The organism is Parabacteroides sp. 20_3 (genome assembly GCF_964238835.1).
In the GTDB taxonomy this organism is placed as follows: Bacteria; Bacteroidota; Bacteroidia; order Bacteroidales; family Tannerellaceae; genus Parabacteroides; species Parabacteroides distasonis.
The window spans coordinates 452,449-477,767 of the sequence record NZ_CAXSNO010000003.1 but is presented as its reverse complement, the minus strand read 5'-3'; the positions used below and the strand labels follow the sequence as shown (position 1 = coordinate 477,767).

Annotated in this window: 18 protein-coding genes; 9 read left to right on the top strand and 9 right to left on the bottom strand. The window is 43.8% G+C overall.

Annotated features, from left to right (window positions below; all coding sequences use genetic code 11):
• Nucleotides 1–102 precede the first annotated feature (102 nt).
• The 4 genes from ACESPU_RS08735 to ACESPU_RS08720 all read right to left on the bottom strand — a co-directional run bounded on the left by ACESPU_RS08735 (nucleotide 103) and on the right by ACESPU_RS08720 (nucleotide 4,225).
• On the bottom strand, nucleotides 103–465 hold the full coding sequence (locus tag ACESPU_RS08735) for a BlaI/MecI/CopY family transcriptional regulator (RefSeq protein WP_005859967.1): 363 nt from the start codon (nucleotides 463–465) through the stop codon (nucleotides 103–105).
• Nucleotides 466–580: 115 nt separating this feature from the next.
• On the bottom strand, nucleotides 581–1,066 hold the full coding sequence (locus ACESPU_RS08730; protein ID WP_036616290.1) for an energy transducer TonB: 486 nt from the start codon (nucleotides 1,064–1,066) through the stop codon (nucleotides 581–583).
• Between the two features lie 410 nt (nucleotides 1,067–1,476).
• The gene (locus ACESPU_RS08725) at nucleotides 1,477–2,700 is read right to left on the bottom strand and encodes a 6-bladed beta-propeller (protein WP_121962464.1); all 1,224 of its coding nucleotides are present in this window, start codon (nucleotides 2,698–2,700) and stop codon (nucleotides 1,477–1,479) included.
• A gap of 109 nt (nucleotides 2,701–2,809) precedes the next feature.
• Nucleotides 2,810–4,225: a tetratricopeptide repeat protein gene (locus ACESPU_RS08720; protein ID WP_158532913.1), complete on the bottom strand. Its 1,416-nt coding sequence runs from the start codon at nucleotides 4,223–4,225 to the stop codon at nucleotides 2,810–2,812.
• Between the two features lie 185 nt (nucleotides 4,226–4,410).
• Here ACESPU_RS08720 and ACESPU_RS08715 point away from each other — a divergent pair, with 185 nt between their 5' ends.
• From ACESPU_RS08715 to ACESPU_RS08695, 5 genes are all read left to right on the top strand, one after another.
• Nucleotides 4,411–5,103, top strand: coding sequence for a succinate dehydrogenase cytochrome b subunit (locus tag ACESPU_RS08715; protein WP_005859976.1), 693 nt, complete (start codon nucleotides 4,411–4,413; stop codon nucleotides 5,101–5,103).
• A 48-nt stretch (nucleotides 5,104–5,151) separates the two neighbouring features.
• The gene (locus tag ACESPU_RS08710; RefSeq protein ID WP_036616329.1) at nucleotides 5,152–7,095 is read left to right on the top strand and encodes a fumarate reductase/succinate dehydrogenase flavoprotein subunit; all 1,944 of its coding nucleotides are present in this window, start codon (nucleotides 5,152–5,154) and stop codon (nucleotides 7,093–7,095) included.
• Nucleotides 7,096–7,119: 24 nt separating this feature from the next.
• On the top strand, nucleotides 7,120–7,875 hold the full coding sequence (locus tag ACESPU_RS08705) for a succinate dehydrogenase/fumarate reductase iron-sulfur subunit (RefSeq protein WP_036616332.1): 756 nt from the start codon (nucleotides 7,120–7,122) through the stop codon (nucleotides 7,873–7,875).
• Between the two features lie 422 nt (nucleotides 7,876–8,297).
• Complete coding sequence (locus tag ACESPU_RS08700; RefSeq protein ID WP_158532914.1) at nucleotides 8,298–9,509, top strand: radical SAM protein; 1,212 nt, start codon at nucleotides 8,298–8,300, stop codon at nucleotides 9,507–9,509.
• A 33-nt stretch (nucleotides 9,510–9,542) separates the two neighbouring features.
• Complete coding sequence (locus tag ACESPU_RS08695) at nucleotides 9,543–10,775, top strand: glycosyltransferase (RefSeq protein ID WP_036616340.1); 1,233 nt, start codon at nucleotides 9,543–9,545, stop codon at nucleotides 10,773–10,775.
• 205 nt (nucleotides 10,776–10,980) lie between these two features.
• On the opposite strand, the gene ACESPU_RS08690 is transcribed toward ACESPU_RS08695, so the two are convergent.
• On the bottom strand, nucleotides 10,981–14,118 hold the full coding sequence (locus ACESPU_RS08690) for an ATP-binding protein (RefSeq protein ID WP_373133280.1): 3,138 nt from the start codon (nucleotides 14,116–14,118) through the stop codon (nucleotides 10,981–10,983).
• Between the two features lie 239 nt (nucleotides 14,119–14,357).
• Between ACESPU_RS08690 and ACESPU_RS08685 the strand changes: the two genes are divergently transcribed.
• Together ACESPU_RS08685 and ACESPU_RS08680 are read left to right on the top strand one after the other, a co-directional pair.
• On the top strand, nucleotides 14,358–15,125 hold the full coding sequence (locus ACESPU_RS08685) for a LiaI-LiaF-like domain-containing protein (protein WP_158532916.1): 768 nt from the start codon (nucleotides 14,358–14,360) through the stop codon (nucleotides 15,123–15,125).
• Nucleotides 15,126–15,132: 7 nt separating this feature from the next.
• Nucleotides 15,133–15,927 carry a LytR/AlgR family response regulator transcription factor gene (locus ACESPU_RS08680; protein WP_373133279.1) on the top strand — a complete coding sequence of 265 codons (795 nt, stop codon included), beginning with the start codon at nucleotides 15,133–15,135 and terminating at the stop codon, nucleotides 15,925–15,927.
• 337 nt (nucleotides 15,928–16,264) lie between these two features.
• Here the strand turns inward: ACESPU_RS08680 and ACESPU_RS08675 are convergent, their stop codons facing one another.
• Together ACESPU_RS08675 and ACESPU_RS08670 are read right to left on the bottom strand one after the other, a co-directional pair.
• On the bottom strand, nucleotides 16,265–16,783 hold the full coding sequence (locus tag ACESPU_RS08675; RefSeq protein ID WP_005859990.1) for an FKBP-type peptidyl-prolyl cis-trans isomerase: 519 nt from the start codon (nucleotides 16,781–16,783) through the stop codon (nucleotides 16,265–16,267).
• Nucleotides 16,784–16,787: 4 nt separating this feature from the next.
• Nucleotides 16,788–18,332, bottom strand: coding sequence for a glycine--tRNA ligase (locus ACESPU_RS08670; RefSeq protein WP_057326092.1), 1,545 nt, complete (start codon nucleotides 18,330–18,332; stop codon nucleotides 16,788–16,790).
• Between the two features lie 207 nt (nucleotides 18,333–18,539).
• On the opposite strand from ACESPU_RS08670, the gene ACESPU_RS08665 reads away from it, so the two are divergent.
• Nucleotides 18,540–19,976, top strand: coding sequence for a Gfo/Idh/MocA family oxidoreductase (locus tag ACESPU_RS08665; protein WP_122115123.1), 1,437 nt, complete (start codon nucleotides 18,540–18,542; stop codon nucleotides 19,974–19,976).
• A gap of 698 nt (nucleotides 19,977–20,674) precedes the next feature.
• Here ACESPU_RS08665 and ACESPU_RS08660 read toward each other — a convergent pair.
• On the bottom strand, nucleotides 20,675–21,475 hold the full coding sequence (locus ACESPU_RS08660) for a hypothetical protein (protein ID WP_227154496.1): 801 nt from the start codon (nucleotides 21,473–21,475) through the stop codon (nucleotides 20,675–20,677).
• Between the two features lie 121 nt (nucleotides 21,476–21,596).
• Nucleotides 21,597–22,364 (bottom strand): porin family protein, encoded by a 768-nt coding sequence (locus ACESPU_RS08655; RefSeq protein ID WP_005863419.1) that lies wholly within the window; start codon nucleotides 22,362–22,364, stop codon nucleotides 21,597–21,599.
• A 219-nt stretch (nucleotides 22,365–22,583) separates the two neighbouring features.
• On the opposite strand from ACESPU_RS08655, the gene ACESPU_RS08650 reads away from it, so the two are divergent.
• Nucleotides 22,584–25,319 (top strand): DNA gyrase/topoisomerase IV subunit A, encoded by a 2,736-nt coding sequence (locus ACESPU_RS08650; protein WP_005863421.1) that lies wholly within the window; start codon nucleotides 22,584–22,586, stop codon nucleotides 25,317–25,319.

Here is a 25,319-nt window from a genome sequence, read left to right as displayed (position 1 = left end):
CCTTATAGAAGAACAACCGGTAGAAGGCGTAAAAGAGTACAAAGGCTACATTTACCTTCAATAAGTAGGCAAATTCCGGTGTCATGGTATGTGGGATTTAGGTTATTCTTTTCCTTTCTCAATCAAATCGATGATATCCTTTAAATCATCCGTAGAGATTTTCTGATCTTTCGCAAAGAAAGAAACCATTTCTTTATACGAGTTAGCGAAATAATTCGTTACCACGCCGCCAAGGAACGTACGTTTATATTCCGTTTCCTCTATCAAAGGACGGTATTCATACGTATTTCCATAACGTTTCGCCTTCACGTACTTCTTTCGCTCCAGATTCTTGATCACGGAAGCGAGCGTCGTATAAGGAGGTTTCGGGTCCTCGTATTTGGCCAGCACATCTTTCACAAAACAAGGACCGATCCGCCAAATCCAGCGCATCGCCTCTTCTTCCTGCATCGTTAGCTTCTCCATAAATCTTATCCTTTTATTTAATGTATATCCACAAAGCTACGAAATAGTCGTAAACGGCATGCGGAAGGCACGTTAATTAACATTAAATAAGAATCACAAGACCTGCAATCGTGAATTATTGCAACTTAAATGTGATCGGCACCGTATATTTCACGGCTACCGGCTCGCCTTTTTGGGTGCCCGGTGTCCAACGAGGCATCATTTGCAAGACCCGAACCGCCTCTTGGTCTAATGCCGGGGAGATTCCTCTAAGGACCTTGTAATTCGTAAGCGTTCCATCCTTCGTTACCACAAACGAACAAATCACACGGCCTTGCTCCCCTTTCTCTTGGCTCTCTTGTGGATACTTTACATTCTTGGCTATAAATTTCAAAAGCTCCGCATCACCGCCGGGAAACTTCGGCATCACCTCTACCACCCTAAATACCTGCTCTCCATTTTCCAGCGTATCTTCGTCCTCCGCTTGTACCTGCACTTGCTCTTTTTCCTTTGCAACATCTGTCGGTACACTGTCTTCTTTTTGTTCCGAAGACTGCCCACATCCTACACACATCGCCAAAGCGAACAGGATGATCATTGTGTTCATAATTGCCTTTTTCATTTTCAATCAGTTTTAATGTTATTTATACCGTTATTACACATACTTACCAACCTCTAAACATATCCGGATATTACGTTGGTTTCACAAATATACGAAATACTCGTAATGTAAATATAAACAATACGTTAATTAACACTAATAGCCATCAAAGGCATAGAAAAGATAAAAGAACACGATTATTTACCGAACAGTTAAAATACACAATATGCCCACTTTGCACGTAAATATTGGCATATAGCTGATATCTACGCAGTTATACATATACGCCTATTACCGATCCAATTACTATCTATAATAAATCAGATTACTATCAATAGTAAATCGGATTTTCTATAGATAGTAGCCATGAATACTATAGCTTCTATCGCTAGATTATTACAAGAAGTACAACCGAGTGATACACATCGAAGTCAGATAAGCGAATAGAACACAAAAACCGGATTGCCCTCCTCTCCTTTTAAGTTCAACTCCTGCGGAATCGTGATCGAGCGAAGCGATTTATATAAGTTTAGCTCATACGGGGTCACTACTTGTACCAGCTCATCTTTTACGACCCTCCCCCAGACCGGGAAATTCCGATAACTTCTCGTACCCTGCATGCCATGTTGAAGGTTCGCATCCGCCAGTTCATAGATAGAACCCGGCATCTCACATTTTTCCACAAGTGTCTTTCCCGTCTTTTTATCTACAGAGGCTATATAATAGCCTTGGTTATACAATAAACGGAAATAATAATGTGCCGGAAACTCAATCATATCTTGCACAAAGATATCCTTGGGATCCTTTTTTTCAATTCGCAAATTACTCATGTCCGTAACATCCAACGAACGAATCACTTCCGCATCCGAGTTTTTCAGATCAAGGACACAAGCCGCACTTATTCGATCCGCCGAGATACAGAAGACCGTATCATTGCTACCGGTCTTAAACAACACGGAGTTTTGCGCATCAGAATAAGCGGGGGCGATGCTTGTCGTGAACCCGCTCTTCTCATGAGGTAATAAAAAGGAATAAAAATCATTCTTGATCGCTATCGTATCCCCTTTCCTCGAAAATAGGCCCAATCCGAATCCCCCTCCGTTGAAAGGCTGAAAAGGGAATGATATGGCGGCGAAACGATCCTTTCCGATATGACGCATATAGATTACCGAATACTCATGGGTGGATTGTCCGATAAATTCACCTTCCAACGTATATTCCCAAACTCGATTATTACTAAATAAAAAAAGGCGGTCATTACGTTCGTCCACTTGGATACATGGCAGAATACCGCTAAATTCACCCGGCCCCTGCCCTTCTTTTACCAACGTCCGGATAAAACGCCCTTGCCGATCGAACAGGACGATACGGGGCTCTTTTACGGGAAGCACATAGATATATCGATCTGTCACGGCATAATCATAAACTCCGTCTATCAACGAGGCATCATCCGTGGTCACCTCTAAAGGGACAAAAGTAACCCCCTTGATCTCATCGCCTAATCCCAATAGCCCCGGTTTATCCATCCCCCCTCTTATATCCGCGGTTAAAAGAGAGGACGCTTCCGTTGGCGAAGAACCGCATGACACGAAACAAGAAACGACAAAAACACTATTTAAATAAAACAAGATAGAGGCTAACTTTACACTTTTCATAACCATGCTTTTTTGCCTCCAAAAATATCCCGCATATCTCACAAATCACATGATAAATGAGAACAAAAATGAGAACAAACCTGCCAAGACCGCTATAAATACATAATAATCAAAAACTTGAGATAAACTCCACAAATGTCTCCGTAGAACCTTCTTTCTTAAAAATCTTCCGGAATAGACGAGGACGAAGTACCGAACTATTATATTTCAATACCCGTGTGATCTGGTTGGCGGGAACGCCGATCTTCGTAAGCATACAGACCTTCAACTCCGTATCGGAAATAGCAGGATATAGTTTTTTCAGCCGTAAGGTAAAGTCATCATAAGCCTTATTCAACAGCACCTCCAAAAGCTCCCAATCCTCAGAGACAATCTTGCCGGCATCCCGATCGTGAAACTTCTCATAGACCTCCGATTTCCGCAAGATCGCAACAGATAATAAATGCTTACTCTCCTTATTATGAATCGACTCGTTACAAATCTCCAGCCGTTGTTTTTCCAATTGTAAGGAAACCAACATCAACTCTTGATCCTTTTCTTCCTTTATTTTCGTAATTCTTTTTTCCAAAAGGGTGATTTGCCGTTCATTCTCTTCTTTTTCTTCTCGCATACGTTGTTGCTGGCTAGCAATCGAACGTCGCAAGGCTTCTTCCCTTCGAAGAGCGTTTTCCTGCGTATTTCTCCATCGCCGATAAAGGAGGAAGCAAATAAATAGGATTATGCCGATAATAAACGCGTACAGATAACGCTCCTGTCCCCTTTGCGATAACATCAATTCTTTCCTATATAAGTCCTCACGAACCGGCCTTACATCATACCGGGAAGTGATCTGATAAATCGATTCTCTCGCTGACAGCGATCCGATAGAATCCCGTAACGCCTCGTATTTCTTGACTTCCTCCAGTATCCGGCCTTGTCCGGCCGTATCATTCAAGAGCTGATATTGGGCACTCGCTTTTCTCAAAAAAGACATAGCCTTGCCATATAATTCCTGCTCGGCGTACAGCCTCCCTATCTGGTTATATAACCGTCCCCAAAATTCGTAATCCCAATTCCCTCCCTCATATTCCAACGCACGTAAATAGCATTCCAAAGCTAGGGACGGTTGATCCATATCCTCATAGACTTTCCCCCGGTAAAACCACGCTTTGGGAGGCCAGTAACAGCCTCGTGTCGTCCTATAATAATCCGTAGCGATAGAGATTATGGAATCCGATGTATGCCTCAATCCCGCCTCATCCCGTGATTCGGTCCATAACAGACAATAACGGGCTTTCTCTCGAAGCGATAATCCATTGACATCCGTCACTTTCTCTAATAACACCAAAGCGCTGTCCGGATGATGCGGAATCAATTTCTCTACCTGCCAGAACAGGTTGCCATGCTTGTCGCTCCTATACGAAAAAAGCACAAGAACCAAGATCGCGATCGTAAACAATAAGATCGTAAACTTGATCCCTATAGAAAAATGCCGTGCCCCATTCAAATCCTTACGCATATAGGCAAATGTATATAAATTATTCATAAGGAAAGCCTTTTCCTTCCGCATTATTTCATGTGTCGGGGCACATGCCCTGACCTCTCCCATTAATGCAGAAATATTTCTTTAATCGTTTGCGCGATATATGGATTTAGCATACCTTTGCGTGATAATTACATAGTTTAAGTAGAAATTTCTAAATACAATTAAATAACTTAAATTATTATCTTATGTGGTTACTTAATTCTTCTATCGGGAAGAAGCTGATAATGAGTATATCAGGCCTCTTTCTTGTTCTGTTCTTATTGTTCCACCTGTCGATGAACGTGGCGGCCGTTTTCTCCGGAGAGGCTTATAACATGGTTTGTTCGCTGTTGGGCTCTAATTGGTACGCTGTGGCAGCTACTCTCGTATTGGCCGCAGGCGTTGTGATCCACTTCGTGTACGCTATCATTCTTACCTTGCAAAACCGTAAGGCACGTGGTAACGACCGTTACGCTATCAACGCTCGTCCGAAAGGCGTGGAATGGGCATCTCAGAACATGTTCGTTTTGGGTTTGATCGTTATCCTGTTCATGCTGTTGCACTTCAGCCAGTTCTGGTATAAGATGATGTTCGCCGAATTGATCGGTCATCACGAAGTTGCATTGGGGTCAGCTATGGTATCTCCACAAGACGGAGCCGCTTTTATCAACTATTACTTCCAAGGTAATGCCGTGATCACCGTTCTTTATTTGATCTGGTACGTGGCTTTGTGGTTCCACTTGACTCACGGTTTCTGGAGCGCTATCCAAACAATCGGTTGGAATAACACGATCTGGATGAACCGCTGGGAATGTATCTCTAAGATCGTAGCTACGGTTATTTGCGGACTTTTCGCGATCATTACTATCATCTTCTTCCTAAACGGAGTAGGTGCTTAATTGCAAGCTACAGGTTTTATAATTAAGAACTTTTGAAATTAAATCATTATGTCTGAAATAAATTCTAAAATACCTCAAGGCCCGTTGGCTGAGAAGTGGACTAATTATAAAAATCACCAGAAATTGGTGAACCCCGCTAACAAGCGTCGTTTGGATGTTATCGTAGTCGGTACAGGTTTGGCTGGAGCTTCCGCTGCCGCATCTTTGGCAGAGATGGGATTCAACGTATTGAACTTCTGTATCCAAGATTCTCCCCGCCGTGCGCACTCTATCGCCGCTCAAGGTGGTATCAACGCCGCTAAGAACTACCAGAATGATGGTGACTCTGTTTACCGTTTGTTCTACGATACGATCAAAGGTGGTGACTACCGTGCTCGTGAGGCTAACGTTTATCGTTTGGCTGAGGTTTCTAACTCAATCATCGACCAGTGCGTGGCTCAAGGCGTTCCTTTCGCTCGCGAATATGGTGGTTTGTTGGATAACCGTTCATTCGGTGGCGCTCAGGTATCACGTACGTTCTACGCCCGTGGCCAGACGGGTCAGCAGCTTTTGTTAGGCGCTTATTCAGCGTTGAGCCGTCAGATCGGTTTGGGTAAGGTTAAGATGTACACTCGTCATGAGATGTTGGATGTAGTTAAGGTAGACGGTCGTGCTCGTGGTATCATCGCCCGCAACTTGATTACAGGTAAGATCGAGCGTTACGCCGCTCACGCTGTAGTTGTAGCTACGGGTGGTTACGTTAATACGTTCTTCTTGTCAACCAACGCTATGGCATCTAACGGTTCCGCCGCATGGCAATGCTACAAGAAAGGCGCTTACTTCGCTAATCCTTGTATGGTTCAGATCCACCCGACTTGCGTTCCGGTACACGGTGATTATCAGTCTAAATTGACTTTGATGTCCGAGTCTTTGCGTAATGATGGTCGTATCTGGGTCCCGAAGAAACTGGAAGACGCTAAGGCTTTACAGGCAGGAACAAAGAAAGGTAAAGATATTCCTGAGGCAGATCGCGATTATTATTTGGAACGTCGTTATCCGGCATTCGGAAACTTGGTTCCTCGCGACGTGGCTTCTCGTGCCGCTAAAGAGCGTTGCGACGCTGGCTTCGGTGTTAATAACACAGGTTTGGCTGTATTCTTGGACTTCTCCGACGCTATCAACCGTCTGGGTAAAGAGGTTGTAAAACAGAAATATGGTAACTTGTTCGATATGTACGAAGAAATCACCAACGACGATCCATACGAAACTCCGATGATGATCTACCCGGCATTGCACTATTCAATGGGTGGTCTGTGGGTTGATTATGAATTGATGACTTCTATCCCGGGTCTGTTCGCTATCGGTGAGGCAAACTTCTCCGATCACGGCGCAAACCGTTTGGGTGCTTCCGCATTGATGCAAGGTTTGGCCGATGGTTACTTCGTATTACCTTATACAATCCAGAACTACTTGTCAGACCAGATTCAGGTTCCGCGTTTCAGCACCGATCTGCCTGAGTTCAACGAGGCAGAGAAGAATATCCAAGCCCGTATCAATAAATTGATGAGCATCAAGGGTAAAGAGTCTGTTGATTCTATCCACAAACGTTTGGGACACATCATGTGGGAACACATCGGTATGGCTCGTAACGCAGAGAGCTTGAAAGAGGCTATCCAGATGTTGAAAGACTTGAAGAAGGAATTCTGGAGCAACGTATTCATTCCGGGTAACGCAGATGACTTGAACGTAGAGCTGGAGAAAGCGTTACGTTTGGCAGACTTTATCGAGATCGGTACCTTGATGGCACATGACGCTTTAGACCGTGCTGAATCTTGTGGTGGTCACTTCCGTGAGGAGCACCAGACTGAGGAAGGCGAGGCATTACGTCACGATGACAAATTCATGTATGTCTCTTGCTGGGAATATCAGGGTGAGGATAAAGACCCTGTTATGCTGAAGGAAGATTTGAACTATGAATTCGTAGTTCCTCAGACACGTAACTATAAGAAGTAATCAATCATTGCAAAAATTAGAATCATGGATAAAGATATAAATATCACACTCAAAGTTTGGCGTCAGAAAGGTCCGAATGTAAAAGGACAATTCGAAACTTACCAACTTAAAAACATCAACCAAGGCACTTCTTTCTTGGAAATGTTGGATATCCTGAACGAGCAATTAATCAGCGAAGGTAAAGAACCTGTTGTTTTTGACCATGACTGTCGTGAAGGTATCTGCGGTATGTGTTCATTGTATGTAAACGGACATCCGCATGGACCGGCAACTGGAGCTACGACTTGCCAGTTATACATGCGCCGTTTCAACGATGGTGAGACCATCACGATCGAACCGTGGCGTTCCGCCGGTTTCCCGGTAATCCGCGACTTAATGGTAGACCGTTACGCTTACGATAAAATCATTCAGGCGGGTGGTTTCACATCCGTAAATACCGGTGGTGTACCCGACGCAAACGCAATTCCTATTCCTAAGCCAGACGCTGAGATGGCAATGGATGCCGCTGCTTGTATCGGTTGTGGCGCTTGTGCCGCCGCTTGTAAGAATGGTTCCGCTATGTTATTCGTATCCGCTAAGGTTAGCCAGCTGGCTTTGTTGCCTCAAGGTAAAGTCGAGGCTGCTCGCCGTGCCAAAGCTATGGTCGCTAAAATGGATGAGCTTGGCTTCGGTAACTGTACGAACACACGTGCTTGCGAGATGGAATGTCCGAAGAATATCTCCGTTAGCAACATCGCTCGTTTGAACCGTGAGTTCATTTGCGCTAAATTACAAGACTAATATTTGATTAGTATATCATGGAAAAGGCGTCTTTCTCTAAAAGAAAGGCGCCTTTTTATTTTTGTTATATGTTGAAAAACATAATTTAGCACTACAGATCTTGACAGGAATTGAAAAGTCCGTATATTTGCATCGTGGTTTTTTCATAATAGTATTAGATTTAAGGTTAACAAAGTTTGGTTAGGGCTTGTCGTGAGACAGGCTTTAATTGTTTATAGACCTACCTTTTAAACATGGACCATAAAATACTGCAAATAGAGATTGTTTAGCGTCATTTTATCGTCGATCTTTGCCTTTAAAGATCATATAGTATATGCTAATAAGTATTTTATTTGGCTTCTTATGTTATTTTCTCCGGGTGTTGATCAAACACAAGGAAAAAATCATGCGCCAGATAAGACAAATGGTAAAACAAAAATAAAATGGACAAAAAACGAACCACCAGTTCTTTCAGGGCAATGAGCACGGAAAGAAAACTCGAGTCGATCTTCCTTTTCGTAACAGGCCGATGCAACGCCAAATGCGCGATGTGTTTCTATGCCCAAGAAATGGATAAGAAGCAACCCGACCTCACTTTCGATGAAATCAAGAAGATATCAGAAACCGCCGGGCAATTCAATCGATTATGGATATCCGGGGGTGAGCCTACCTTGCGTGAGGATCTACCGGAAATATTGGAGTTATTCTACAAAAACAACCATATCAAAGATGTGAACATCCCTACGAACGGCTTAAAACCAGACCGGATCGTCGAATGGGTAAAACGGTTCCGCCAGAACTGCCCGGATTGTAATATTAACGTAAGCCTTTCCTTGGATGGTTTCAGTACGACCCACGATACACAGAGAGGCGTACCGGGAAACTTCTATAAGGCCTTGGAAACCCTGCGTAAGATACAGGAGAATTTCGGAGATGACGGCAAAGTCTTAAAAAATATAGCAACCGTTATCACGAAATACAATATAGACCAGATAGAAGACTTCATGACTTGGGTATACGGACGTTTCCGTACCTCCACGCATACGATTGAGGCTGCCAGAGGCATGACCCGTGACGATGGCGTGAAAATCCTAACCGAGTCAACGCTACGCAAAATACAAGATGACATATCCCCTATCTATTCTGCTTATGCGGATCGGATGGTAGCGGATACCACCGGCTTAAGGAAACCGATCACACGCTTCTTCTATCTCGGCCTTATACGTACCTTATATAATGTGCGTGCCAGCAACATAGATCACCCGACCCCTTGGGGGATGGATTGTACGGCCGGAGAGACTACCTTGGTAATCGACTACGACGGACGTTTTCGTGCCTGCGAGCTACGGGAACCGCTCGGAAATATAAAAGAATATGGTTGCGATATAAGTAAAGTGATGAATAGCGAAGCGATGAAACAGGAAATAGCCGCTATCGGACATGGGTATAAAGCCAACTGTTGGTGTACGCACGGCTGCTGGATCACCTCATCTGTCATTTTCAATCCACGTAAAATGATTCGCTCCGTATATAAAGGATACCGGGAAACGAAACGATTGAATCATCCCTTAGCCATCAATGAGCAGAAACTACAAACGATGGAAGCCAAATACCATCTGGACATCGAGCGTTTGCGTCAACTGAATATCCGGTAAACAAGACCCTCATAGCCTATAAATAAACGTAGCATGAAAATACTATTAGTAACCAGAGGCTCACAAGGCGACGTCCTTCCTTATTTGGCCATAGCGGCCGAATTGGAAAGACGTGGCCATGAGGTGACCATCAATCTCCCTCAAATATTCGAGGAGACCGTTAAACCCTACGGATTTAAATACGTATTGCAACAGTTTGACGATATCGGCGGCATGATCGATAGCGCAGCGCAAAACTCACATAAATTCCGGCCATTCCTTAAATGGATGCGGAACGTGATCGATAAACAGTTCGATCAATTGATTCCCCTACTAAAAGAGCATGATATTTTAGTATCGACCAACTCGGAATTTGCTGTCGCAAGTATCGCCGAGTATTGCAAGAAACCCTTGATACGTACCGCCTACGCCCCGTTCTTGCCGGGTAAGAAGATTCCCCCGGCCGTATTGCCATTTCCCAAACCCAACCCGATCATCACTCCCGCTATCCTATGGAAGTTGATGAACCGGATGACCAATTTCATGGTCAAAGACACGATCAATAAGAACCGGGCTAAATACGGACTCGCTCCGATCCGCAATTTTGGCTATCACGCGGGAGAGCGTTCATATAATTACTTGCTTTTCAGCCAGCACCTAGGAAACGTAGATCCGGACTGGACGTTCGAATGGTCGATCGGAGGCTATTGCTTCAATGACACTTTTCAATATGATGAGAAGGCTTACGAGGAAATGATATCATTCGTCGACAGCGCTCAAAGCCCTATTATCTTTTTTACCCTCGGGAGTTGTAGTTCCAAGGATGGTAACCGTTTCAGCAAAGCCTTGGTCGATATTTGCAAGAAACATGATTATCGGCTCATCATCGGTTCCGGTTGGGCAAAGACAGGAATCACCTTACAAGCGGATAAACATTTATTCTTAATGAAGCAGCCGGTTCCGCATAATTTGATATTTCCGCACTGCGACGGCGTTATCCATCATGGAGGTTGCGGCACGACCCATAGCGTAGGAAGGGCGGGAAAGCCCCAATTAATCACTCCGTTGATTATCGATCAACCCTATTGGTCCTATCGAATCCACCAATTAGGGTTAGGGCCGGAAGGGGTTAAGATAGCGAAAGCGAGCGAGCAGGAGATCGAACGCAAGGTTTGTGATCTGGTCACCAATCCGCTTTATAAGAAAAATGCCGCTCATATAGGCGAGATGATCCAAAAAGAGGGAGGTATAAAGAATATATGCGACTCTATCGAAAGATTTCAATGAGGCATAAGTTCCTATTAGATTTTATTACATGTTACAAAACACAATTTAGCACTTAAACTATTGACAAATAGCGGTAACTCCGTATATTTGCATAGTGGTTTTTTCATAATAGTATTAGATTTAAGGTTAACAAAGTTTGGTTAGGGCTTGTCGTGAGACAGGCTTTAATTGTTTTATAAGGTCTGCTTCCCGCAAAGCCCTTCGATTACATCAGAATAATCCGATGCGTCAATAAAGTTGATATCTTGTCTTTTAAGATCTTCCCATTAATCGGTTTCGCCGTATAGGCATCAAATCCACTATTAATGATCCGTTGCTCATCTTGGGCGAAAGCATAAGCCGTCACCGCAATAATAGGCACGCTAGCAGAAACCTTACGAATCTCTGCGGTAGCCTCGTATCCATCCATGACCGGCATCTTTATATCCATCAAGATCAACTGCGGTTTGTGCTGATGAAATAGCTCCACAGCCTCCTTTCCATTCCATGCATGAATCAATTTATATTCAGGCTTCAATATAGACTCAAACAGGCGATAATTACTGGAATTGTCCTCAGCGATCAAGATCGTAACCTCACTTCGGGCGATCTTCTCCAAAGTAACAGGCTTCTGCTCTTCACTAGGAAATAATTCTTTCTTCGGCTGAAAAGGCAATGTAAACCAGAACTTAGAGCCTTTCCCTTCCATAGAATCAACCCCGATCGTTCCTTTCATCTGGGTAACAATCATCTCACAGATGCTTAAACCCAGTCCTGTTCCTTGAGCGAAAGTATTCAGTTTTACAAAACGTCCGAAAATATCTTTCCGCTTATTCTCCGGGATTCCGCAGCCCGTATCCTCTACATAGAACCACAACGTATTATCATCCTTCAACTTATAGCCAAATAAAATCGATCCTGCCAGCGTAAATTTCATGGCATTGTTCAACAGATTGATCATCAGTTGAGACAGACGATTTCGATCCGTATAAATCACGCAAGGCTCCAGATAATCCTTAAATGAGATCTGTACATCCGGATTCTTATTCTTCAAATGAGCCGATTGCTCCAAATCCCTCAATACAGCGTTAATATCCACATAGTCATAAGTAAACTCCAAGGTACCCGCCTCGATCTTTGACAAATCCAAGATATCGTTTATCAACTGCAACAATAGGGAATTATTATTCTCGATAATATCAGCGAATTCCTTCTTATCCTCAAGGTCATCGGTCGAGGCAAGGATATTAGAGAAACCTACGATCGCATTTAACGGTGTACGTATCTCATGGCTCATATTTGCTAAAAACGCTGATTTCAATTTATTCGACTCTTCCGCCTTATCCCTAGCCATTCGAAGGTCATGTTCCAATTGCTTACGCTCGGTAATAGATATCGTAGAACCGATCAACGCTTTCGGTTTACCGGAAGCATCATATTCGGCCATTACCTGTATCTCCTCCCACTCATGGCGATCTTCTCCCGGAATCAACCGCTCCAGACAATATTCTTTTCGTACTTTCTTTATTTTCCCATTACACAAATCATCGAAAGCCTTTTCCACGCAAGCCCTGAAAGACGGGTGTATCTTGCTGAAATATTCCTTCAACGAAACCTCATGGGTATGTATCTCGGCAGTCTCTATATTATCTTCCGGATGTACTTTCGACTCATAGATAATCTTCCCTTCAGCCAGATTATATCGCCACGGTAAAAGATCTGCCGCCTCTAACGCCATAGCCAGCTTATGATTCATGGCTTTCAAATGCGTCTGGAATTTATGGATATCCGTAATATCAATAAAAAACGCGTCAACTACATTCTCTTCCGAGGTAGGCATGATGATAATCGTATAGTAAAGCCCTGTCGGCTCAAAATAATACTCACAAGTAAAGGATTTCCCACTCTCCAGAACTGTAGGCACAGCCGATAGAAGCAAAGGATAACTTCCCCCAATTAAATTAGCGATCTCTTTTCCATGCTTATTTACCACGAAATCTTTAGGAGCGATTTTTTCCTCGAAAGCATGGTTTACATCCAAAACCTGCACATCGATTTGCGTACCTTCCCGAATCAGCCGCTGCCGTATATAAGGCAATGGCATATTATTAAATAAATCACGGTAACGGGATAATAGCCTCAACTCCACTTCCTTCATCTTTTGCTTAGAACGATACACGTAATGCCACGCTAAAAACACGACTACCAGAAAGAAAATCAGAAAGCCTAATAGCGGCATCCAATATTTTTCTAAAAAAGAGGGAGGCGCATTCAAATAGATCGCATCATGTGGGAAATTATCTTCATTAGACATCGCGCTCATCAGCGAAACATAATTCAAGTATTTATGAGGATCATCCACCGTTGAAACCGGGATCTTGCCCATATCTTCACCGTTATAAACTTGCTGTAGCAAGGGAATTAGAGCTGTCTCAATCGTTTTAGAGCTATTATAATATCCACCAATCGTATATCCTTCTTCCACGCCCATATCATATAAAGAAAAAACAGGATGCCTAGAAATGCCGTTTATACCTTGATACAAAGTACTATATAATAACGAGTGATTCAAGAAAGGTTTCTCGGTAATCCACGAGTAATACATCACGGCCGTCGCTCGATGTGGGTCTTTCTCCGACAGAACCGCCATTAAACTATCCATGGAGCAAGAACCCTCCGTATAAAAATCCACTTTCCCCTCAGGGAAAGAAGTTTCCATATGTTTCTCCATCTCATCCCGAAGCCATGTGGAGACATAACGTCTGTCGGATATGAAAATCAGACGTTTCAAACCCGGGATTAATTCCTTCACCAAGTCGATCGAACCTTTAACATAATAAGGGATAACCAAGCCCGTAGCGTTATACCCCTTAACCGCCTCTTGTAAAGGGATCACCCTATCAGAGGAATGCCGCTGATTAAAATAACATTCATCTTCTGCCATTTCACCCGTTTCCGAACAGACCAGAGTGGGAATATCCCCCCATTTCTCCCGGATCTTATCCCGCATAAAAGCCCATCCATTTACGCCTAAGTAGATAATTCCATCCGGCTTCTTCTTATTAACTTCAAAGAAGGCCTCTTGCTTCTCTTTTAATTTCTCTGGCGTATCAACCAACATCACGCTCATATGATCTATCCGGAGGGTGTACTCCTCCGGGGTAGCGAACTTCGAGATCATGTTTAATAAATTGCCAGACCTGCGTTCGCCATCCACATATGAATTTATTACCAATACATACGATTCATCCTTGACCGGATATGAAAAACTCCCATAAGCCGGAGTCGGCATACCGGCTATCAAGCATAAAATCAATCCAAAATAAAGTATTATTGCCTTTAAATTTATAATATTTCGTATCATTCCCTACATTCCTCTATTGCAGTTGTAAAGACAAAGATATTCCTTAATTATCAACTAATCTTATCAAACTCGTTTTTTTATCAAGTTTTGGTGTCAAATTCACGTTTCTTACAAACTAAAGGCTTTTTTAATCGGGATTATTCGGTTATTTACCGATACTCGTATAGAAATCAGCGGTATTTACTTGTGTATAGAATGACGAACCCGTACATTTGATAAAAAACAAAAAAATGGAACTTATGGATATGAAAGATTATGACATCGATTTTAAAGAGAAGAGGACAAACGGGTATCTGATCGCTACCTTATTTATCATTGTCGGTATATTATTTTTACTGCGGAATCTAGGAATGATAGATCCATCTTTATTTGACTTGCTTGTATCTTGGCCGATGCTGCTTGTCGTGTCGGGCATCTTTATGATTTTCCACCGTAATCCGGTAGGAGGTATGCTCCTCGTGGGCGTGGGAGTCTATTTCCTTTTCCCGCAGTTAAATTGGATCACGAACGATTTCTTACGTGTATATTGGCCGTTAGGATTAATCCTGTTAGGATTGGTCATCATGCTGAAGCGGAAAGATTCTATCCGCACGAAAAAGCATAAACGTCCCTTTAACCATCCCCCTTTCGGGCACCGAAAGCCTAACGATGAGATCAACTACGAGACAGATAACGGTTTCGTATCGGTTGACACCACTTTCAACTCGGTAAGGCACATCGTACTGGACCCCGTATTCAAGGGGGCGGACATAGACGTATCTTTCGGCAACGTGATCCTCGATCTTAAAAAAACAACATTAGAGGCTGATGAAACCATCATAAACATAGATAGCTCCTTCAGCGGCGTAGTAATATATGTCCCTAAAGGATGGCTGGTTCGTCTAAAGGTTGATTCCTTCTTGGCTGGATGCCAAGATATGAGGGACCTGACAGAAACAACCGACATGACGCACACGTTGTATATATGTGGAGACTTGTCGTTCAGCGGCCTTGAACTAAGAGACTAAACTCATCATGCAAGAACATCCTATTACAACATCCATATTACATAAAGGGCTGGGAAGCCTATTATTATTTTTAGCCATAGCGATCCAATGCGCATTATTAACTCTTTATGGCGATCTTCCGTTGAGCATCACTTTGATCGATAGCTTACTTTCCATCGCATTGTTCGCCGTAGCGGGATATTATCTTTGGTATGTACAATGTACGTTACATATCATGCAAGCACGAGTGGCTTTCGCCGTACTCGTACAAATCGCTTGCATAGCCGGATGCTCGATCTTGCTACAAATATTCGGATTGGAAGATTGGGAGGAATTCTCGATCACGATTCCTTTTCGATTCCTGTTCGGCCTAATGGCATGGATCATTCTATCCCAATGGTATGCCAGTCGGGAAAGAAAGAGTGAGGCGGAACCTATCGTGAGACAAATGGAGGAAAAGACGGCACCTCCCCCGACTACCGTTCCGGAGGAGATTCTAGATCGTATATCCGTAAAAGACGGGGCACGTATTCATATCATCCCGATAAAAGAGATATTCTATTTGCAAGCATGTGGCGACTATGTGACCTTATTCACCACTTCCGGTCAGCACGTAAAGGAGCAAACCATGAAGTATTTCGAGCGAAGCCTTCCTTCTCCGGAGTTCGTTCGTATACACCGCTCTTATATCGTTAATACGGAACAGATATTGCGAGTAGAACTATTCGGAAAAGAAACCTATCAAGTACGATTAAAGGATGGAACATATCTTCGTGCCAGTAGCGCTGGCTATAAGCTACTCAAAGAACGTCTTTCCCTTTAGCAGTCCTATAAAAGGGACCTAATCATCGTTAAAATTAGAAGATTTTGATTGTAATATATAGAGTTTTGTGTTGTGTAACACTTTTTGGCAAGCATAGATATGTTACTTAACATATATTAGTTGCAAAAGACTTGACAAATGGTCTTGACGAACGTATCTTTGCATCGTGGTTTTTTCATAATAGTATTAGATTTAAGGTTAACAAAGTTTGGTTAGGGCTTGTCGTGAGACAGGCTTTAATTGTTTATAGAGGTTTGCTTCCCTAGATTTACATATAACTATAAAAAAACGGCCACCCCTAAAAAGAGGCGGCCGTAATTATTCTTAATGAAAGAACCTACTCTTTGACAATCCTTGTAACTTCCAAATCAAAGATCAAAGTCGTATAAGGCTTTATTATGACACTTCCCGAAGCACTCCTTCCAGCCGAACCGTATCCCATCTGTTGAGGAATCCAAATCTCCCAACGATCTCCTGGGTGCATATTCTGTAACGCTGTAGCAAAACCATCTACCATCTCAGAAACAGTAAGTTCGGCAGGGGCACCTGCCTCAAACGATTTATCATCAAAAACCGTTCCATCAATAAACGTCCCTTTATAATAACATTCCACCTTGCTCGTATAATAAATCGGCTCCTTACTCTCCCCAGTCTTCAAGACCTTGTAAAGGATAAATCCGGCATTACTTTGAGAACTCAATTGCTCGAAACCCGGAACCAGCATCTGGGCTTGAAAAGCCTCCTCATTCTGGACCTTCCAAACCTCATCCACCTCTAGTGCCTCATCATCATCCCCACAAGAGGTGATCATGAGCACGCAAAACAACATCAACGCAATATGCCAGTACTTCTTCATTCGTTTACTCTATTACCTTTTTCAATAAATTCTTCATGCTCACCTTCTCCGTGATAATATCGTGAAGCTTATCGATGCTTACGCGCTCTTGCTCCATCGTGTCACGGAAACGGATCGTTACGCAATTATCCTTCAAGGTGTCATGGTCTACCGTAATACAATACGGGGTACCGATCGCATCCTGACGGCGATAACGCTTACCAATAGAATCCTTCTCGTCGTATTGGCAACGGAAGTCGAAACGCAACATATTTATAATCTCCTCAGCTTTCTCGGGCAGGCCATCTTTCTTCACCAATGGCAATACGGCCAATTTGATCGGAGCCAAGGCTGCGGGCAACTTCAATACCACACGGCTCTCGCCATTCGCCAACGTCTCCTCGCAGTAAGAACCCGCCATGATGCTCAAGAACACACGGTCTACACCGATCGAGGTCTCGATTACATACGGAGTGTAACTCTGGTTCAACTCCGGATCGAAATATTGGATCTTTTTACCGGAAAACTTCTCATGCTGACTCAAGTCGAAGTTCGTACGGCTATGTATACCCTCCACTTCCTTAAATCCGAACGGCATTTCAAACTCGATATCCGTAGCCGCATTAGCGTAGTGAGCCAATTTCTCATGATCGTGATAGCGATACTTCTCATCGCCCAAACCTAGGGCTTGATGCCATTTCAAACGAGTAGACTTCCATTTCTTAAACCACTCGATCTCCTCACCCGGACGAACGAAGAATTGCATCTCCATTTGCTCGAACTCACGCATACGGAAGATAAACTGACGAGCCACGATCTCATTACGGAACGCCTTACCGATCTGGGCGATACCGAACGGGATCTTCATACGGCCAGTCTTCTGCACATTCAAGAAGTTCACGAAAATACCTTGGGCCGTCTCCGGACGAAGATAAACCTTCATCGCTCCATCAGCGGTAGAACCCATATCCGTAGAGAACATCAAGTTAAACTGGCGAACCTCCGTCCAGTTACGAGTTCCGGAAATCGGGCAAACGATCTCGCAATCCAAGATCAATTGGCGAAGATCCTCGAAGTTAGACTCGTTCATCGCCTTGCTATAACGCTCATGGATCTCATTCCATTTCGCTTGATGCTCCAATACACGAGGATTCGTCTCACGAAATTTAGCCTCATCGAAAGCGTCACCGAATTTCTTTGCGGCTTTCGCCACTTCCTTATTCATTTTCTCCTCGATCTTGCCCAAATGGTCTTCGATCAAAACGTCCGCACGGTAACGTTTCTTCGAGTCCTTGTTATCGATCAACGGATCATTAAAAGCGTCAACATGGCCGGAAGCTTTCCAGATAGTAGGGTGCATAAAAATAGCGGAATCAATACCCACCACATTCTCATGCAGCAAAGTCATGCTATCCCACCAATATTTCTTTATATTGTTCTTTAACTCAACACCATACTGGCCATAATCGTATACCGCTCCCAAACCGTCATAAATCTCTGAGGAGGGAAATACGAAACCATACTCCTTACAGTGTGAAACTAATTTCTTAAATACATCTTCTTGTGCCATAATCTAATAATTTGCCAATTTTGTTAATATGCCAATGTGCCAATGATAAGTCCATCGGAGACCCGCCTGAGTGGCACATTAGCACATGGTCTCCTTTATGAGGTTACAAAGTAAATGATTTTTTCCGTAACTATAGAAAGTTTTGTATATTTACGACGTAAATCATTAGTGTTTGCGCAAACAGTATAATTTAAACAAGATAATACCATGAAATCAGAAGAAATCTCACGCCGCTCGTTCCTTAAGCGAGCGCTAGCCTTATCGGCAGTATCGGCCATCCCGTCGTTCTGGACACCCGCCCACGGACGTGTTCTACCTACTTCCCCGCTAATCAGCGCTAATGACCGGGTAAACATCGCGTTCATCGGCATCGGACAACGAGGGGGCGAGATCGCCAAGGAATTGTATAACACAGGTCTGTGTAACGTAGTAGCTCTCTGCGACGTGGACATGGGAGCCCCTCACACGCAAGAGATTATCAACATGTTCCCGAAAGCGGCCCGTTTTCAAGACTTCCGCACGATGTTCGACCGGATGGCGGACAAGATCGATGCCGTAAGCGTAGGTGTGCCGGATCATTCCCACTTCCCGATCACGATCGAGGCGATGGCGCACGGCAAACATGTATATGTAGAGAAACCGATGGCCCGCACATTCCAAGAAATAGAGATCATGATGCGTGGAGCGAAGAAATACGGCGTTGTCACCCAAATGGGTAACCAAGGACATTCCGAGGCGAACTATTTCCAATTCAAGGCATGGAAAGAGGCCGGTATTATCAAGGATGTTACCGCCATTACCGCCCATATGAATAATCCGCGTCGCTGGCACGGATGGAACCCGAATATTAGGCATATGCCTATGGGAGAACCGGTTCCCGAGACGATGGATTGGGACACATGGATCGGCGTAGCTCAATATCATGATTACAACCATGACTACCATTTGGGACAATGGCGTTGTTGGTACGACTTCGGAATGGGTGTCTTAGGAGACTGGGGAGCGCATATTTTGGATACGGCACATGAATTCCTAGATTTAGGATTGCCTACAGAAATAAATCCGCTTTATTTGAAAGACCATAACCCGTTCTTCTTCCCGATGTCATCCACCCTTTTGTTTAAATTCCCAGAAAGAGGGAATATGCCGGCCGTGGATATCACTTGGTACGATGGACTGGACAATATCCCCTCCGTCCCGGAAGGTTACGGTGTTTCCGAGCTCGACCCGAATATCCCGACCGTAGCCGGCGGCAAGATACAACCGGCGAAGTTGAACCCGGGCAAGGAAATCTACTCGAAAGAATTAACCTTCAAGGGTGGTTCTCATGGAAGTACCTTATCTATCATCCCGGATGAGAAAGCGAAAGAGATGGAATCCCGCTTACCGGAAGTGCCGAAAAGCCCGTCTAACCATTTCGCGAACTTCCTGCTAAGTTGTATGGGTAAGGAGAAAACCCGCTCACCGTTCTCTATCGCCGGCCCATTAAGTCAGGTATTCTGTCTCGGCGTATTAAGCCAGCGCTTGAACCGCAAGCTCGTCTTCGATCGTGACACGAAACAGATCACGAACGATCCGGAGGCGAATAAGATGCTGTGTGGTTTGCCGCCTCGCAAAGGATGGGAACAATATTATACCATTTAATTGAAACATGGAGAATTGAAAGTTATTTGTTTATCGCTTTGACTTTCAATTCTCTCATATAGTTTATAAGCCTATTTGCTACAACATCTACAACTATCCCTGCATTCATCTGGTCTTAGGATGATTAACTAATGGTGGTAGATAAAAAACATCTACAATTATCTAGCTCTATCTACCACTATTTACTGCTATTTACCACTTTTCCATCACCTAACACAACGCTCCTCCACACTCACCATATAGCATTATCCGATCTCCTTTCAACACGGATAAAATATTAACATCTAGTCATTTGTAGTTTTTTAGCCTAAAAAAACAAAAGTTTTTCCATATGAAAACAAAAGTTTAATAAGCGGAAAACTTTTGTTTCTCTATAGGGAAACTAAAGTTTCCTCAGTATGAAACTTTTGTTACCTCTAAGAGAAACCCACTTTTGCTTTTAATCCCTACGCTACGCTCTGCATTTTTTGTTATATTTATGGCAAATATAGAAAACCATAAGAACTAAAAGAATTTTCAAATTACCGGAGGAAAAGTACAAGGAGTGAGAACAACTACGGAAGGGGTCTTATTGTATAAGGGTATTTCATGAAGACCGGAAATCCGAACGAACAAGGATTGGACGAATAGGCGCCCTATACGAAGGAAAAAACATTCGTGATGACATTCTATATCGAATAAAGTCATCACGAACGCCTTCAAATATACTCATAGGACTCCGAGAAACTCGACTGGGAGCTAGAAGAAGCCAATTCTTCAGAGACTAATTGAAGCAGATTGCCATTCTGATCATAGGACTTCGTGATCCGACGAAGCTCTATGGATTCTTTTTCTGTCGGAAGGTCGGCATAAACCATGATCTCCATGTTCAATCCGTTCTCATTGCGATACTCGCTATATCGGAGAACCTCGGACGTTTCGGGATCACGAATCGTTTCTTTTGTCAACAACCCTGCCTCATCGTACTCATAGTCCGTATAAGTAAGCTTCCGGCCGAGTTCGTCGTACTCAACTTTCCGTTCCAGAAGATTATTCTTATAAGAAAAGACTGTCACCTTGCTCTTGCCAATAACCGGATATTCAGTAATCTCCTTTATTTTCCGGCCTTGTTCATCATACTTATAATGAAGCGTAGACAAATTATGATACGTCTGATCTAGGTTTCTGTTGAAGTAAACTTCTTTAGACAAAAAACCCCACTCGTCATAAACATATTCAACGTAGCCAATCAAGTATCCTTCTCCATCCTCCGTATTCAATGGATGTAATACCTTGGAGATACGTCCCGACTCATCGTACACATATTCCTTCGCTAGACTCAGAGGAGAGGAAATACCCGCACCGTACCAAACTCGTGCCAATTTAGCTCCCTCCGGATAAACAACACTAGGACAAATCACCGGCTTAGCCTCATCTTGAAATGAGTCCTCGCTACACCCCAGAGTGCCCAGCAAGACAAAAAGCAGGATGATCCCACCTATCGGATTGATGATTCTCATAATATCTTATTTATTTAAGTTTCTATAAGTTATAGATGATCAAACAATCTCAAAAGCTGCGTATCTATTAAAAAAAGACACCGAATATTCGTCAGATTCGTATCCTATGAGTGATTTGCCGTTAAAGCTTGAACTTATACCCAACCGTCAGACTCATCGTATTGTAATTGGCACCGACACTTCTTACCTCATACAGAGAGAAATTATCGCCATCGATCTTATAGTTACCGCCCTCATCACCTAGAGAGAGATCATACCCCAGATTCATCACCCAGTTATTCACCTCTATACCAAAAGAAGTTGTCAATCCCCAATCAAAAGAATTCACGTCTCGAAATGGATGATCGGCGCTTTCAGCCTCATCATATCCCGAATGGCCATAACCATAACTATACCCTAGGCCAGTAGATTTGACATATTTACCAAGCGCCTGCGGCTCCTTCGAATACCCCATCGTAAACGAAGATCCCCAATTCGTATCATTCTTGACAGATACACCGGCATACATACCGACCGCTAAATGCATACGTACCTCTTTCGACACTTTCCATGAGAAATCAGCCATCACGGGCAATTGCAAAAAATGTTGCGTGATACCACCGGTCATCATCTCTTTCAAGACATACGTAGCAGACTCCGTCGTTCTCGGATAATCTCCCAACGAATACCCTCTATTCGCATAATATAGACCGGATTTCAATCCAATCCATCCCGGTTCAAACTGGTAAGATACACCAACGCCTACCTTAACCCCCGCACGCCAGCTAGAGCCCATTCCAACACGATTAACCGCAGCAAATCCACCCTCCGGAGTAATCCCCCAGCGTGATTGAGCGCTCACCACCAAGCCGCTCAAAGCGCATAACACAAATAAAATCAGCTTCTTCATATCATTATTCTTTTATATGTAAATATCAATTGTTATTGATAAGACAAAAGATTCTGAAAAACCCCTACCACCTAAATATTTATTTTATAAAATCTCTTTATTTAACGCAAACTCACTCTCGTAAAAGCCTCATTCTTATAAAAACTGCCGAATATTTGCTATATTTACACCCTGTTAGCAATTTGGCGTAATAGCGTTGTGTAGAAAGAACTGGATTTTATGAGACCGGAAGATAAAGAAGACGATTATATCGAGGATAAGGAAAACGAGGAAATTGAGGATATAAATAGTGATACCCAAGATAACGAGGCTACGGAGGAAGAGGCGAATACCCATTCCGACTATAAAGTCCCGGGGAAAGGGGATACACGTGTCACGACCTATCATTTGTCTGGGATGTACCAAAACTGGTTCCTAGACTACGCTTCTTATGTGATCTTGGAACGGGCCGTTCCGCATATCAACGATGGACTGAAACCCGTACAACGACGTATCCTGCACTCCATGAGGAGGTTGGATGACGGGCGGTATAACAAGGTTGCGAATATCGTAGGTCATACGATGCAGTTCCACCCTCACGGAGACGCCTCTATCGGAGATGCCTTGGTGCAATTGGGACAAAAGGATCTATTGATCGATTGCCAAGGAAACTGGGGTAATATCCTGACGGGAGACGGAGCCGCCGCTCCTCGTTATATAGAGGCTCGCCTTTCCAAGTTTGCCTTGGAGACCGTATTCAATCCCAAGACAACCCTTTGGCAGCTTTCTTACGACGGACGTAATAAGGAACCGGTTACCTTACCGGTAAAATTCCCTTTATTGCTGGCACAGGGCGTGGAAGGTATCGCCGTAGGCCTGTCTTCCAAGATACTCCCTCATAATTTCAATGAGTTATTAGATGCTTCCATCGCCTATCTACGGGGAGAGGAATTCGCGTTATACCCGGATTTCCAGACAGGAGGCTCTATCGACATAGCCAAATATAATGATGGAGAACGGGGTGGATCGGTGAAAGTCCGTGCGAAAATCGGCAAGCTCGATAATAAGACATTGGTGATCTCGGAGATCCCGTATGGAAAAACAACCTCTACCGTGATCGAGTCCATCCTAAAAGCGAACGATAAAGGAAAGATCAAGATCAAGAAGGTAGACGATAATACCGCCAAGGATGTAGAGATCTTGGTGCATCTCGCTCCGGGGGTCTCTTCAGACAAGACCATCGATGCTTTATACGCCTTTACGGATTGTGAGATCAGTATCTCCCCGAACTGTTGCGTGATCAAGGAGGACAAGCCGCATTTCCTTACGGTCAGCGATGTGCTTCGCCACTCTACGGATCGTACGCTGGAGCTTTTACGGGAAGAGCTCAAGATCCAGAAACAAGAGCAAGAGGAGGCCCTGTTCTTCGCCTCCCTTGAAAAGATATTTATCGAGGAGCGCATCTATAAAGATCCGGAGTTCGAGAACGCCAAGAACATGGACGAGGCGATATCCCATATCGACCTTCGTTTAGAGCCGTTCAAGCCCCGATTTATCCGTGAGGTTACCCGGGACGATATCCTGAAGCTCATGGAGATCAAAATGGGACGTATCCTAAAGTTCAACTCCGACAAGAGTAACGAGTTCATCGCCCAGACCTTGGAACAAATCGCCAAGATCAACGATAAGCTGGAACATATCGTCGACTATACCATCGATTGGTTTACCATGCTGAAAGAGAAATACGGCAAGGCTTACCCTCGCCATACCGTGATACGCAATTTCGACACGATCGAGGCGACCAAGGTCGTAGAGGCGAACGAGAAATTGTATATCAACCGTCAAGAAGGTTTCATCGGCATGGGACTGAAAAAGGACGAGTTCATATGTAACTGCTCGGATATAGACGATGTCATCATCTTCTATCGCAACGGTACTTATAAGATCGTCAAGGTAGCGGATAAGATCTTTATCGGTAAGGATATTCTATATGTCAACGTATTTAAGCGTAACGACAACCGGACGATTTACAACGTCATATACCGGGACGGTAAATTCGGATATAATTACATCAAACGCTTCGCCGTCACAGGCGCTACACGCGATCGGGAATACGACCTGACCAAAGGTACGGAAAACTCCCGTGTCCTTTACTTCAGCGCAAACCCGAACGGAGAGGCGGAGACCGTCAAGGTAATCCTGAAACCCAAACCCCGGCAGAAACTACTCGTCTTCGAAAAGAACTTCAGCGAGATAGCCATTAAGGGACGGGGTTCTCAAGGTAATATCCTGACGAAAGCGGAAGTGCACAAGATCAGCCTCAAGCAGAAAGGCTCTTCCACCTTGGGAGGCCGGGAAGTATGGTTCGACTGGGACGTACTCCGGTTAAATTACGATGGACGGGGAGAAGAGCTAGGCGAGTTCCATAGCAACGATCAAATATTAGTGATCCTGCCGAACGGCGATTTCTACGTCACGAATTTTGACCTTAGCAATCACTACGAGTCCAATATCATGGTCATCGAGAAATACCAGCCGAGCAAGATATGGACTGCCGTATTATACGATGCGGATCAGAAATATTATTATATCAAACGATTCCTGCTGGAGGTAAACACCCGGAAGCAGAATTTCCTAGGAGAGAATCCGAAGAACCGCTTGATGTTGCTTACGGATGAGGTCTATCCTCGTATCGAGGTGATCTTCGGAGGCCATGACGCCTTCCGGGAGGCTCTCGTCCTCGATGCCGACGAATTTATCGCGGTGAAAGGCTTCAAAGCCAAAGGTAAACGAATCTCTACATTTGAGGTCGAGACAATCAATGAGCTGGAACCGAATCGTTTCGTCCCTTCCGAAAACGCATCGGAATCAGACGATACCGAAGGCAATGAGGAGGGAAACGACACTGACGACGGGCAGAGTACCACGGATATTATCGATGAAATTACGGGACAGATGAAATTGTTTGACGAATAA